This window comes from Empedobacter sp. UBA6745, assembly GCF_002453775.1.
GTDB classification, from domain to species: Bacteria; Bacteroidota; Bacteroidia; order Flavobacteriales; family Weeksellaceae; genus Empedobacter; species Empedobacter falsenii_C.
Genome location: NZ_DKHL01000043.1, coordinates 69759 through 81995 on the forward strand (window position 1 = coordinate 69759; position 12237 = coordinate 81995).

Annotated in this window: 10 protein-coding genes; 3 read left to right on the top strand and 7 right to left on the bottom strand. The window is 31.8% G+C overall.

Translation table 11 applies throughout. The features are described 5' to 3' along the window. The first annotated feature begins 2 nt into the window (after positions 1-2). The 3 genes from B4H69_RS12175 (at position 3) to B4H69_RS12185 (ending at position 4144) form a co-directional block, all read left to right on the top strand. Positions 3-2192, top strand: coding sequence for a PepSY domain-containing protein (locus tag B4H69_RS12175; protein ID WP_291094158.1), 2190 nt, complete (start codon positions 3-5; stop codon positions 2190-2192). 186 nt (positions 2193-2378) lie between these two features. Continuing rightward, positions 2379-2666 (top strand): GIY-YIG nuclease family protein, encoded by a 288-nt coding sequence (locus tag B4H69_RS12180; RefSeq protein WP_180906875.1) that lies wholly within the window; start codon positions 2379-2381, stop codon positions 2664-2666. Positions 2667-3193: 527 nt separating this feature from the next. Then, entirely contained in the window at positions 3194-4144 is a 951-nt protein-coding gene (locus B4H69_RS12185) for an FAD:protein FMN transferase (protein WP_260442910.1), read from the top strand. A gap of 46 nt (positions 4145-4190) precedes the next feature. On the opposite strand, the gene B4H69_RS12190 is transcribed toward B4H69_RS12185, so the two are convergent. From B4H69_RS12190 to B4H69_RS12220, 7 genes are all read right to left on the bottom strand, one after another. Continuing rightward, positions 4191-4511, bottom strand: a complete 321-nt coding sequence (locus B4H69_RS12190; RefSeq protein ID WP_180905321.1) for a helix-turn-helix domain-containing protein — start codon at positions 4509-4511, stop codon at positions 4191-4193. Between the two features lie 61 nt (positions 4512-4572). Then, positions 4573-5001 carry a transposase gene (locus B4H69_RS12195; protein WP_180905322.1) on the bottom strand — a complete coding sequence of 143 codons (429 nt, stop codon included), beginning with the start codon at positions 4999-5001 and terminating at the stop codon, positions 4573-4575. 53 nt (positions 5002-5054) lie between these two features. Beyond that, a complete protein-coding gene (locus tag B4H69_RS12200) occupies positions 5055-6647 on the bottom strand; it encodes a hypothetical protein (RefSeq protein WP_180905323.1) in 1593 nt (530 codons plus the stop codon). 336 nt (positions 6648-6983) lie between these two features. Further along, complete coding sequence (locus B4H69_RS12205; protein ID WP_280045813.1) at positions 6984-8711, bottom strand: hypothetical protein; 1728 nt, start codon at positions 8709-8711, stop codon at positions 6984-6986. 95 nt (positions 8712-8806) lie between these two features. Then, on the bottom strand, positions 8807-10498 hold the full coding sequence (locus B4H69_RS12210; protein WP_291094164.1) for a hypothetical protein: 1692 nt from the start codon (positions 10496-10498) through the stop codon (positions 8807-8809). 655 nt (positions 10499-11153) lie between these two features. After that, the gene (locus B4H69_RS12215; RefSeq protein WP_180905327.1) at positions 11154-11498 is read right to left on the bottom strand and encodes a YciI family protein; all 345 of its coding nucleotides are present in this window, start codon (positions 11496-11498) and stop codon (positions 11154-11156) included. 281 nt (positions 11499-11779) lie between these two features. Further along, positions 11780-12223: a nuclear transport factor 2 family protein gene (locus B4H69_RS12220; RefSeq protein ID WP_180905328.1), complete on the bottom strand. Its 444-nt coding sequence runs from the start codon at positions 12221-12223 to the stop codon at positions 11780-11782. Positions 12224-12237 lie beyond the last annotated feature (14 nt).

Sequence of the window (12237 nt, forward strand, 5' to 3'; positions counted from 1 at the left end):
AAATGACATTATCTATTTGGAGATATGCGCATTTGAGTCTTGCAATTCTATCTTCAGCATTTTTAGTTATCCTATCTATCACAGGAGTAATTTTGGCTGTTGATGCAATAAACGAAAAATCGCCAGCATACAAAGTAGAAAATTTCGATAACATAACACTCGCGCAAGTTTTACCAACTTTGCGCGAGCATTATTTTGAAATAATAGAAGTTAAAGTTGATCACAATGATTTTGTGACGATTGATGCTATGGACGAAGATGGAAATTCGATCAAATCTTACATTGATCCTACAACAGGAAAAAAGATTGGTGAAATTGTTCCAAAAAGTGATTTCATCAATTGGGTCACAGCCTTACACCGTTCATTATTTCTAAAAGAAACAGGGCGAGCAATCGTTGGCGTTGTCTCTTTTTTATTGATGCTAATTTCAATCAGTGGATTAATCTTAATCATAAAACGTCAACAAGGAATTCTAAATTTCTTTACCAAAGTTAACAAAGACTCTTTTTCACAATATTTCCATGTTGTAACTGGACGTTGGTTATTAATTCCAGTTTTAATCATTGCATTAACAGGAACATTAATTTTCTTAGCGCGATTAGAACCTTTAGTTGGTCAACCAAAAGAAATCGAGCATCAAGCCAAAGAAAATTTACAACCAAAAGATTTAAAAGACATTGAATTCTTTAAAAACACGAAATTAAGTAGTGTAGAAAAGATTGAATTTCCTTTTATTCCAGATGATGAAGCAGAACCATTTATCGTCCATTTAAGAAAAAAATCGGTTTCGGTTAATCAAGTAAATGGAGCGATTATTTCAGAATCGCTAAATCCTTATTCTGCAATTGTAGAAAAATTTAATATCGATTTACACACAGGTCGCACCAATGTGATTTGGGCAGCGATTTTAGGAATTGCTTCGCTTAACATTTTATTCTTTATTTGGTCAGGATTTGTAATTACGTTCAAACGTACAAAAACGAAAATTGGCAAAAATAAATATAAAGCCAACGAAGCTGAAATTATCCTTTTAGTTGGTTCAGAAAATGGTGCAACTGTTGGATTTGCCTCAAAAATTCAAGAGCAATTTTTAGCAAATGGAAAAAAATCATTCATCGCTCAAATGAATCAATATGAAATTTTTCCAAAAGCAAAACAACTTATCATTTTTACCTCAACTTATGGAATTGGTGATGCGCCTGCGAATGCTAAGAAATTTGAACAATTAATCACACAATTTCCACAAAACCAATCCATCGAATTTTCTGTTGTAGGATTTGGATCAAGAGCATATTCAGATTATTGTGGCTATGCAGTTAAAGTTGACAAATGGTTGAATGATCAAAAATGGGCTACTCAATTATTGGATTTGAAAACAGTAAATGATAAATCGCCGGAAGAATTCACAAATTGGGTCATTGCATACAAAGAAACGACAGATATTCCTTTAGCAACAACGCCTGCGATGTATGTTGGAAAAGCACCAAAACTGAAAAATGTTAAGGTTATTTCTACCACTAAAATCACACAAGAAGATGCAACATTTAAAGTTGTTTTAGATGTAAAAGAGAAATTCAAATCTGGAGATTTATTAGCAATTTATCCCGAAAGCGATCACAAAGAACGCTTATATTCGGTTGGAAAAGTTGATCATAAATTACAGTTAATTGTAAAATTGCATGAGTTTGGATTAGGTTCTCAATATTTATATAATTTGGTTCAAAATTCTACGATTAAAGCTCGAATTGTAAAAAATAAAGCCTTTAGATTTCCAAAAGCTTCAAAAGTTGTGATGATTGCAAACGGAACAGGAATTGCACCTTTTCTTGGGATGATTGATGAGAATTCAAAAAATATTGAAACGCATTTATACTGTGGTTTCAGACATGATAATGAAACAACAAAATCTTATCAAGAATTTGCTACGAAACAAATTTTTACGAATCATTTGAGTCAATTTCACATTGCATTTTCTCGTGAAGAAAATAAACAGTATGTGATGGATTTAGTCAATCGTGATGCTAAATTCTTTGCTGAAACATTACAAAATGGTGGAATTCTTATGATTTGTGGTGCTCTCACAATGCAACATGATGTAGAGAAAGTTTTGGAACAAATCTGTCAAGAACATTTGAATAAATCATTCGAAGAATTCAAAACAAACGGGCAATTTTTGACGGATTGTTATTAAAATTTATTCCGTCTAATTTTTCGATAATTTTGAAAGATTCTAACGAATATTTCAAACACTCGAAGTGACGGATTAAACGAAATTTTCATCAGTTCGAGTGGTTTTCGTTTCAACAGAATAAGAAAATTGTATCGAGAACTTAGATGAAAATATTAAAAAATGACGGTTTTTATTGTAAATTGTAGAATGCAAATTTCTTTTGTTTACATATTACTTTGTTCAGATAATTCATATTATGTTGGGATTACAAATGACGTATTCAAAAGATTCGAAGAACATCAAGCTGGATATGATTACAAATCATATACATTTAATCGAAGACCTTTGAAATTAATTTTTTACACTTCATTTAGTAATGTTGAAATTGCTATAGAAAAAGAAAAACAAATAAAAAAATGGTCAAAAGCAAAAAAAGAAGCTTTAATAAATGGACAGTTCGAAGATTTACCTAATTTATCTAAAAAGAAGTTTTAAACAAATCCGTCTTACTTCTCGATAATTTTGAAAAATTCTAACGAATATTTCAAACACTCGAAGTGACGGATTAAACGAAATTTTTCGTCAGTTCGAGTGATTTTCGTTTCGACAGAATAAGAAAATCGTATCGAGAACTTAGACGAAAATAATCTGAAATCATAAATAAGTAGTGAAAAATTTTAACGAATATTTAAAACTCTCGAAGTAACGGATTAAACTAAATTTTTCATCAGTTCGAGTGGTTTTCGTTTCGATAGAATAAGAAAATTGTATTGAGAACTTAGACGAAAATAATCTGAAATCATAAATAAGTAATGAAAAATTGAACGAAATTTCTCAAACAATCGAAGTGACGGATTAAACGAAATTTTTCGTCAGTTCGAATGATTTTCGTTTCAACAGAATAAGAAAATTGTATCGAGAACTTAGACGAAAATTTACTCACAATAACAAATGAATAAAACATCATGCAATTCATTCTAAAAAATATATTCACTTTTATACTATTGTATGTTCTAACTCCGATGAATGCTCAAACGGTTGGAGTTAGAGATACAATTTTGATGGGAAGTAAATTCAAAATCACATTGGTTGACACCGATTCTATTTCCGTTGAAAAAAACATCAATAAAGCAATTGATGAAATGATCAGAATCGAGAGTTTGATTTCTGATTGGAAACCTACTTCACAAGTTTCTCTTGTCAATCAAAATGCTGGAATAAAACCCATAAAAGTAGATCGAGAAGTTTTTGACTTAACAAAACGTGCGATTTATTTTTCGGAACTAACCGATGGTGCTTTTGACATTAGCTTTGCAGCAATGGAAAAAATATGGAAATTTGATGGTTCTATGGACAAAATTCCAACTCAGGAAGAAATTTCAAAAGCTATTGAAAAAATTGGTTATCAAAACATTATTTTGGATGAAGAAAATTCAACAATATTCTTAAAAAAAGTTGGAATGAAAATCGGTTTTGGATCAACAGGAAAAGGTTATGCAGCACAAAAAGCACGAACTTTTATGCAAAATTTAGGAATTAATGCTGGTATAATAGATGCTTCTGGTGATATGACAACTTGGGGAAATCAACCGAATGGAGAACTTTGGAAAATTGGAATTACAAATCCATTTAATCGACATAAAATGTTGGATATTCTCTCAATGAAAAATGCTGCTGTTACGACTTCTGGTGATTACGAAAAATTTATTTTGATTGATGGAGTCCGTTATTCACACATTATTAATCCCAAAACGGGGATTCCTGCAACGGGCTTAACTGGCGTTACGGTAATCGGAGAAAATGCTGAAATGTGTAATGGTTTTAGCACTTCTATCATGGTTTTAGGAAAAGAAAAAGGATTGAATTTGATCAATCAACAAAAAGATTACGCAGCTCTTTTGATTACAGATAAAGGAAAAATTACTCGCTCAAAAAACTATAAAAAATTAAAGCAAACATTGAAAAACAACTAAGTTTTTAACTAAAAAATGATTATATAAAGTGCATATTCTTTGCTAACTAGATATAATTCTTTTTCCATTTTGCTACAGTATTTCTACTTAATTTGAAATGTATAGCTAGTTGCGTATTGTTTAATTTATTTATCTTCTGATAATCTAAAATAAATAAAATATCCTTTTCTTGATATGATTTAAATTTTTGATTAACCTTACTATTATTACGATTCTTGTCAAGAAAAATTAATCTATTAAGCTTCGATATATCAAAAAAAGATAATTGTTCTTTATTTAAAATATCTTGATATAACGATAACTCATCTGGATAAAGATCATTAATTATATCCGTATAGAGTGCCTTATAATTTATGCTATTATTCATTTTTTTGGAATTTAAAATCTACTAATCATTTTGAAAAATGATTAGTAGAAAAATTAAAATGTTATTTGTTATATTTATGAAGCCATTTGTATAGAGTTGTTTTCGGAATACGATATCGTTCTATAACTTCTTTTTTTGTCATATTCCCTTTTTCTATTTTATTCAAAATATAATCTATCACTTCTTTTGTATATATATTTTTGCGAAAACTAGGTAATACCGATTGATTACTTTTGGTATTTTTATTATAATTAATGTTTCCTACAGGAGCGTATAAAATGAGATGTTGAGAATACAATCTAAAAAAATCATACTCTAATAACTTACTCCATTTCAAAAGAATATCAGTATCCATACTTTTCATTGTATACATTTGAATTACTTCTTTTTCTGTACAATCCATAAAATTACATATACGTGATATCGTAATTTCTTTCTCAAGAGTAAGTTCTTTTATAAGCTCTCCTATATAAATCGTTTTGTAATTCATATTTTAAAAATTTATTAGTAAAAGACCTAGTTCTATTATATTTTGCTTGTAAATTAAATAGGTGTCTCCGTCAAAGAAAATAATTTAGTAGCTCCAGATTTGTTAGTTATTGTTAATGTTCCAGTACTATCTAAAGTGGCCTGATATTGAAATCCAGAAGAAGTTCCTGTAGCGGCACATATTGGACCATCATCATGAGTAGCTGTAATCTGAGAGGATGTTGAAGTGAAAGAATATGGTAGAATTTGATCGGCAATCAATGCAGTTCCTTGTGTACTTCCCAACATTGCCCATATTGTACTATAACCACCAATGTTAAAGGTAGACATAGCTCTGTGTCCACAGCTATTAACTCCAAGAACAGTTACTTTATAAAAACCATTTGGAACAGTTACTTGTATACTTGCATTATTAGCTAGATTTTGATTCGAAGCTTTATATTCTATAATATCTCTACTGTATAATGTACCTGTATTAGCATCTGTAACCACAGATTTTATTGAGGCAGTACTAGGTATACTAGTTGTTTTTAAACTCTGGAATGTGGCAGTTCCAGTTCCTAATACATTTCCAGCAACATGTAAGCTTTCTGTAGGAGAAACTGTACCAACACCCACTTTTCCTCCGTCTACTACCATTGCAGGAGTATTATTAGTCCCTGTAGGTGAAGAAGATGTTGCATTTGTAAAAAATGCAATTTTGGAAGTCCCAGATGCTCCATTATCACTTCCTTGTGTAGCAATTCTTAACCAATTGTTGCTTTGGTTGTAAACACCAAAATCACCTGAAATTAGACTGCTGCCATTAGTTAAACTATTTGCACGTATATTTCCAATAACATCAAGCTTTTGTGAAGGTGTAGCTGTTCCAATACCGACATCACCACTCCCTGTAATTCTCATTCGTTCAGTTCCGCTTGTCCCTAACATAAGATAACCTGTTGTAGGAGTTTCTGCTAATACAGATAGACTTCCAAACGAATTACTAGGACCATTAAAAATAATTTCACCTATCTTATCCCCTGCAACAACATCAGTTTTAGCAGCATATGTTCCTCTAGATTTTTTAAAATTTAATTGACCTGAGCTCGCATTAGTAGAAACTGATTCTATAAGCATATCATCATTAGCTGCACCTGTACCTGCAATTGTAAAGGCATTCGTAAGAGAACCTCTACTATTGGTATCTCCTGAAAAATTTCCTACCCCAACATAACCAGTTTGATAAATAGCTTCTGAATTTCGAGTTGCTGGGGTTGTTGACCCACCCACATTCCAAGGTTCCTGACTATTAATACTTATAGCCTGCCATATATTACCATCAAAATAATAATACCCTACAGTTGTTATGTTAAGACGTTGTGTAGAACTTCCGCCTGTATCTGTACCAGAAACATCTGTAATATATACAATAGCACCTTTTTGGTTTGTGCCATATTTAGATGTTGTTCCTGACGTTGCTACTAATTCAGCTCGTGTTAACCTAGGCGCCTGTAATCCATATACTTGAGAATTATCAATAGCTGATCCATTCATTTTCACAGAGACATCCAACGTTGACGAAGGTGTAGTTGTGTTAACTCCTACCTGGGAAAAGGTATATGTTGTAGAAAGTACTATAATTAAAAAGGTTAATTTTTTTTTCATAATTTTTAATTTTTATTGTTAAAATAAATAAGCTGTTTTTGAAATTTTCCTGAATGTATATTTTTGCAAAAACTAGATAATACTAATTAGTTACTTTGGGTATTTTCATCATAATTTAATACACCCTACAGAAGTATATAAAATGAGATATTGAAAACTCAACCAGAAAAATCATATTTTTTAAAATTTATAAGTAAAAGGGCTAGTTCAATTATATTTTTGCTTCAACAATTTGAATAAGTTTTTATAACACATCTGTTATTTTACAGTGGTTACATTATTTTTTTCAGTAAATAACAAGTGATAAAAAATATTTATTATAGTACTTGTTTTATATTATAGTACTTGTTTTATATTATAGTAATAAGTTTTGGTTGCAGGACCAGCTGCCCCCGAAGTGTTATATATATAAACGTATCCATTAGAAATATCAACTCCAACTGCCATATTCATGCCATCAGAACCCTCGCCACTAGCACAACCAGTGACATTAGCCTTAAAATAAATTAATCTTACAGTACCAGTATTATTTAGAACCTCCTCTCCACTACTCATTTGATAAGTAGTAGTATTGTTAGTAGCCAAACTACCTTCCAAGCCATATACTCTCCAAGTATTATTCTCCTGACCTCCTACAAGTCTCACTTTTCCATAACCCGTGAAACCACAATAGTTCGTTCTTTTAATAGTTATGTCATATACGCCATCATATTGGTTTGGAAGAGGGTAAATAGAGCTTGGAGATATTGCGCTATTCGGACCAAGAGCAAATTCACCTGTATATTGCCATAACTTGTTGTAATACATGTTGCCTGTAGATTCGTCATATGATAGAGGATATCCGCCACCATTTTGGGTAATCTGTTTCTTAACGACTACACCCGATCCATCAGTAGCTAAAAACTTGGCATTTTGTACATTGGTAAGGGTTAGACCTGACGTGTCTGTCGTACCGGAAGTAATTTGTAATTTGTTAGAAGGTGAAGCAGTACCGATACCTACCTTTCCTCCGTCTACAACCATTGCAGGATTAGTACCAACTCCTATAGGTGAAGCAGATGTAGCATTTGTATAAAATGCAATTTTTGAAGCACCAGATGCACCATTATCAGAACCTTGAGTAGCAATTCTTAGCCAACTACTATTTTGGTTGTAAATACCAAAATCGCCAGAAATTGGGTTCCCGCCATTTGTTATGCTATTCGCTCGTATATTACCAGAAACATCTAATTTTTGAGCTGGGGCGTTGGTCCCAATCCCGACATTACCAGTACCTGTAATTCTCATTCTCTCAGTACCATTTGTGCCCATTGAAAGATAACCTGTCGTGGGAGTTTCTGATCTCACGGTTAGATTTCCAAAGGAATTACTAGGACCATTAAAAAGAATTTCACCTATTTTATCCTCTGCGACAACGTCAATTTTAGCAGCATATGTTCCTCTAGATTTTTTAAAATTTAATTGACCCGAGCTCGCATCAGTAGAAACTGATTCTATAAGCATATCATCATTATTTGCACCTGTACCAGCAATTGTAAAGGCATTCGTAAGAGAGCCTCTATTTATAGTTTCGTTACTAGTACCTTTTGTAGCATCAAAATATCCTATACCAACGTATCCTTTTTGGTAAATATTCTGAACATTAGTTGTCGCAGGTAATTTTGTTTGATTATCATACCAAGGTTCTGTTGATGCTGTTGGAGTACTAGAATCTGTAATTTTCACCCAAACACTTCCGTCAAAATAATAATACCCTGCAGTTGTTATGTTAAGACGTTGCGTAGAACTTCCTCCTGTATCTGTACCAGAAACATCTGTAATATATACAATAGCACCTTTTTGGTTTGCACCATATTTAGATGTTGTTCCTGAAGTTGATATTAATTCAGCTCTCGTTAACCTAGGTGCTTGTAAACCATAGATTTGCGAATTATCAATAGTTGATCCATTCATTTTCACAGAGACATCCAATGTTGACATTGGATTATCAGTATTTACTCCCACCTGAGAAAAGGCATAAGAGGTAGACAGTACTGAAATAAAAAAAGTTAATTTTCTTTTCATAATTTTAGATTTGGTTAGTGTATGTTAGATGTTATAAACAGAGCATATAACATCTATTACTTGATAGCATTTATGAGGTTTTAATTGTTTTTACATTAATTTAATGGCACTGCATAAAGGTAATTACTTGTACTATTCTGCGTTGTAACACTTTGGCTAGCGCTGTAGCTTGTAGTTTTTTCTACTGTACTAAATTTTGGGTAAATCGTTGCAGAAGAAATATTACTTGGAATATTTACAGAAAAAGAGCCTTCTAAAAATGAATTTGCTCCCGATGCTGTTGCTGCTGGAGCCAACCAACCTGAGACCGTATTATTACTACCATTGAAACCCATTCCAAGAGTGAAAGAAGGATTAGCACCATCTACATTTTCAGAAGATAATGTAAGATTCATCCACATATTATCTACACTACTTCCGGGTAAAGTACTTTTTATCATTTGTCCTACTTTTACCAACCAAATTCCTGCAGGTAAAGTGATGGATGAACCTGTTGAAATAAGAGAAGCTACAGATTTTGAACCAGTATTTATATTTCCATAGACGGTGGCACGAACAGGAGTAGGAGTAGGAGAAGTTACACTAATAATATCTCCATATTCATTAGTACCAAGGAAACTAGCATTTGGTAAATTGCTTAACCTAACACCTGATGTGTCAGGTGCATCACTAAGAACCTCCAGTGTATTACCTGGCTCCATTTGCAATATTTTTCCAATACCAATACCAACTTTATTATTATAAGCTGTTAAGGTTTGAAAACCTCCCATAAATTTGTTACTTGCATCTCCATCAGTAAAGAGATTAAACGAACCACCTAGTGCTGTTGTAACAATAATTGAATGATTATAAATTTGATTAACTAAATATGTATCAAAAGTTGAAAGCATACCTGGTTGTGGTGGTGCAGTAATAATACCAGCTGCACCTATTATATCATTAACTTCTAATAACCGACGAGGAGTTGACACATAAATACCCACATTACCATTGGATGTTATTCTCATTTTTTCAGATCCCCATAAACGAGGATATCCCATCGAAAATGCCAAATCTATAGGGAGAGATCCTGCAGAAACAGGACCAGCAGCAACCGCATTTATAGAGGGTCCTGTCCTTTGACCAACTCCATCATTTCCAGAAAAGGTTAGTGATCCTAAAAAGTCTCCAGTAGCAACTGCAGTGGGAGCTGTAGGTGTACCCCCACTTTTTTCAAAACTTATAGTACCTGCTGGGTTAGAAATTGCCGCACCCCCGAATGAGCGTATTGATATAACACCATCAGTAGTCCCACTAGCACCTGTTATATCTAATGCTGACGCTGGATTTACAGTTCTAATACCGATATTTCCCGATTGGTAGATGTTTTGATTGTTAGCAGTAGCCTGGTTAGTAGTACCACTTTGATACCAAGGTTCTGTTGATGCACCTGTGTTAGTTGTATTACCATCTGTAACTTTAACCCAAACAGATCCGTCGAAATAGTAATAACCAATTGCATTTACATTAATTTTTTGTCCAGTAGTTACCCCTCCAGATATATCAGTAATGTAAATCATTGCACCTTTTTGGTCTATACCATAATTGGTTTCTGGGATTGCTGATAGGTCGGCGCGTGATAACCTTGGCGCTTGTAAACCATATGATTGTGTATTATCAATAACCCCTCCTGTATTTTTTACAGAAATATCTAATGTTGATTTTGGATTATCTGTATTAATACCAACCTGAGAAAAAACAGCGGTATTAAACAATAATATCGTTAAACTTGTTAATTTTTTTTTCATAAATTCAGATTTTATAATTCAAATTATTCATGATTCTAAAAGACTTTGTTGGTTAATCATAAAAGGTAGTAGAGAAAATAGGTACATAGGTTAGCTAGTTAGTATTTTAAAAATTATATATTTCTTCTCTTGAATTAAAACGTTTAGTTTTTTTTGAAATAATTTTTAGTTTAATTTATCCATTAAAATATCTGGATAAAAGCAACATATATTATTCTTTATGTTAAGCCTTCATAAGCGCTCTCAGTGACATAGGTGATGTATTTTGAATTATTATTTTTTAAAAACCTTTGCTGTAAAAAATCCTATAAAAAAACCTATAGCTATTAAAACTACAATAGGCATATCAAATCCAAACATGAATAATTTGACCTTTATATTTTCTAAATTCTGTCCTATAAATAGAAGTAACAGAATTAATAAAATAATGTCAATAATTTGACTGATGGAGATAGATTTCATATTTTATTATTTTTAGAATTAATAAAATGATATTAGATACATTCAATCAATAAATATTTAACAATCAGTTAATTATGTTAAAATTATTTTTTAAATAAAATAAAAACATCCTTCTGTCAAAAAAGACTTTAACTAGTTTTATGGTCCTTTTTGATTAAAATTAATCTCAAATTTTTAATAGGTGATATCTCGATTATCGTAACAAAACTTCTCTTACCTCAACACTTCCTCCTGCAATTAGTATAGGATTTGTTTTTGCTATTTTCTTAGCAGATTCTAAGTCTTCGACTTCTATAACTAAAAATCCAGTTAAGAAATGATCTACTTCCTTAAAAGGTCCTTCTTTTATAGAACCATCAGCAAATATTGTACATGCCATTGGTTCTATGGGAGGCATAGTTCCTCCTAAATATTTTACTATTCCTTTTTCTTGAATATCATCTAACCATTTTTTACGATCAGCGACTTCTTTTGGATCTGAGAAAGCTCCTGGATCCATATTTGTGTTTACTCTTAATAATAGGACAAAGTTTTTCATAGTTATTTGGTTGGTTTATGGTTAAAACTTTTAGATAGAGTTACTAATCTTTTCGTTTCTTTAAAATTTTGTTTTTATTATTTCTTAATTGTTTGTTTGATTAAACAATTTCCTATGTAGGTTGACAAAAAATTCTAGAAGAATAAATTATCAATTACCTACATAGTTTTGTTTTAATTTAAGCTGTGAACTCAATAAGATTTGTTATGTCCAAATACATTGTATCCTCTAAGTTAGTGTAGGTTAATCCACTTTTTTTGCAAATCTTATATCTGTAAAATTTAAACACCGCCTGCGTTACCTCCATATTGATTTGGTTGTGCAGAAGTTGCAAATTCTTCCATCTTAGAAATTAAACCATTAGAAATTGTATAAACTTGTACCCAAGAATTCTTGAGATGAGTTCCGTCCTCTTTAGAAATAAAATGTTCATTTCCTAGAATGACAACTGTATTATCTTGTTCTACGAATTGATTAGCTTTAAAAAACACAACATCTAAAGCATTTATATTAAATTCGAAGAACATACGTGCTCCTTCTTTTCCTTGAAATTTGGCTGCAGGCATCACTTGAGTTCCATGATAAATAAGAATAGCATCATCAGAAAAAGTACTTACTACTGCATCTACATCTTTTGCGTTGAATGCTTCTAGCATTTGATCAACAATTTGTCTGGTTTGAGTTGGCATATAACTATTTATATAATTATCAATAAATATTTGCATCAAAAATATATATT

Excerpts from the sequence above, each read along its gene's own strand:
- B4H69_RS12215 (WP_180905327.1), bottom strand. The coding sequence starts at position 11,498 with ATGAAAAACTTTGTCCTATTATTAAGAGTAAACACAAATATGGATCCA.
- B4H69_RS12200 (WP_180905323.1), bottom strand. The coding sequence starts at position 6,647 with ATGAAAAAAAAATTAACCTTTTTAATTATAGTACTTTCTACAACATAT.
- B4H69_RS12185 (WP_260442910.1), top strand. The coding sequence starts at position 3,194 with ATGAATGCTCAAACGGTTGGAGTTAGAGATACAATTTTGATGGGAAGT.
- B4H69_RS12190 (WP_180905321.1), bottom strand. The coding sequence starts at position 4,511 with ATGAATAATAGCATAAATTATAAGGCACTCTATACGGATATAATTAAT.
- B4H69_RS12210 (WP_291094164.1), bottom strand. The coding sequence starts at position 10,498 with ATGAAAAAAAAATTAACAAGTTTAACGATATTATTGTTTAATACCGCT.
- B4H69_RS12205 (WP_280045813.1), bottom strand. The coding sequence starts at position 8,711 with ATGAAAAGAAAATTAACTTTTTTTATTTCAGTACTGTCTACCTCTTAT.
- B4H69_RS12180 (WP_180906875.1), top strand. The coding sequence starts at position 2,379 with ATGCAAATTTCTTTTGTTTACATATTACTTTGTTCAGATAATTCATAT.
- B4H69_RS12175 (WP_291094158.1), top strand. The coding sequence starts at position 3 with ATGACATTATCTATTTGGAGATATGCGCATTTGAGTCTTGCAATTCTA.
- B4H69_RS12220 (WP_180905328.1), bottom strand. The coding sequence starts at position 12,223 with ATGCAAATATTTATTGATAATTATATAAATAGTTATATGCCAACTCAA.
- B4H69_RS12195 (WP_180905322.1), bottom strand. The coding sequence starts at position 5,001 with ATGAATTACAAAACGATTTATATAGGAGAGCTTATAAAAGAACTTACT.